The organism is Methylobacterium sp. E-046 (genome assembly GCF_022829625.1).
GTDB classification, from domain to species: Bacteria; Pseudomonadota; Alphaproteobacteria; order Rhizobiales; family Beijerinckiaceae; genus Methylobacterium; species Methylobacterium longum.
The window spans coordinates 1-1,127 of the sequence record NZ_JAKSYP010000013.1 but is presented as its reverse complement, the minus strand read 5'-3'; the positions used below and the strand labels follow the sequence as shown (position 1 = coordinate 1,127).

General features: G+C 66.8%; 1 protein-coding gene and 1 pseudogene. One reads left to right on the top strand and one right to left on the bottom strand.

The features are described from left to right. Positions 1-238, top strand: a pseudogene (locus MKK82_RS00280) (diguanylate cyclase); the annotation flags it as partial. 42 nt (positions 239-280) lie between these two features. Here the strand turns inward: MKK82_RS00280 and MKK82_RS00275 are convergent. Next, positions 281-853 carry a DUF2059 domain-containing protein gene (locus MKK82_RS00275; protein ID WP_243984206.1) on the bottom strand — a complete coding sequence of 191 codons (573 nt, stop codon included), beginning with the start codon at positions 851-853 and terminating at the stop codon, positions 281-283. Between the last annotated feature and the right edge of the window lie 274 nt (positions 854-1,127).

Below are 1,127 nucleotides of genomic sequence, written 5' to 3'. Positions count from 1 at the left end.
TGGACCGTCACGCTACCTAGCGGTGCGCGATGCAGCGGGCTCAGCCATAGATCACATGGCCGAGGGTGCCCTCAAGCTCTGGGAGCACATGCATCAGCTCGACGACGACAGCGCCGCCCGGCTTCGTCCGTTGCTGCAGGCGCTGCTGTTCGAACTCGGCAGCCAGATCGCGGCGTCACTGCCGGACGGGCAGGCGGTCACGGCGGCAAGGCCATCGCGCGATCCGAAGCTGCACTGAGCTTGCTCTCGGAGGGGCGGACGAAGCTGGAATGTCAGGCGCTCAGCGTGGCTTCGCCTGACCGCCCGGCGCCCAGCCGTGCGCTTGAACCGCCTTAACGATCTTGCCCTGCATCTCGGGCATCACCGCCTGCATCCACTGCTGCATGCCCGTCAGCTGAGCCTGAGCTAGCTGCGGCTGGGCTGCCGCGAGGTGCTTGCCGGCGGGGGTTGCGTAGAAGGCGGCGATTGCCTGTAGGTCGTCCTTTCCGAGCACCGTGGCGAAGCCGCGGGCCTGTATGTCGAGCAGCTCGTCGTAGTGCGCGGTTAGGGTCGGCAGAACGACCTCCTGCACCAGCACCTGCGCCTTGTCGGGCTCCTTGATGCCGATCTGCTGCATCATGCCGACCATCGGCGCGGCCATCGAGCTGAGCGTGGCCGTGCGGTCGCCCTGCATCTGAGCCACCGTCTCGCGTGCAACCTTCAGGAGGGCGGGATCCGGTGCTGCGGCGGGGTTCGGGGCTGATTGGGCCAGCACCGCACCCGGCAACGCGGTTCCAAGACACAAGCTGACCAGTAGAGTCGAGAGGCGCATGCGCAGTCCGATCGCAATGGTGGAGCGATCCGGCACCACCACCGTTCGCTCGCAGCGGCACCATACGGCAGGGTCGGGCGATGTCGACGGCTGAAGGCGAACGTTGACTTAGCCGTGCCGCCCAGCCGACATGGACCGTTCCGGCTGCACCCGCCCTAGCGAGTCGCGGCCACCCTCAGGAGAGACACTGCCGCGGATCTGAGACCCTGAAACGACTACGGGCCCCCTGTCGCCAAACAGAGAGCCCGCGAAATCGAAGTGGCCTGGTGGGGCCAGATGCAATTCCCCATCAGCCACAGCTCCCGCCGGGAGTCAA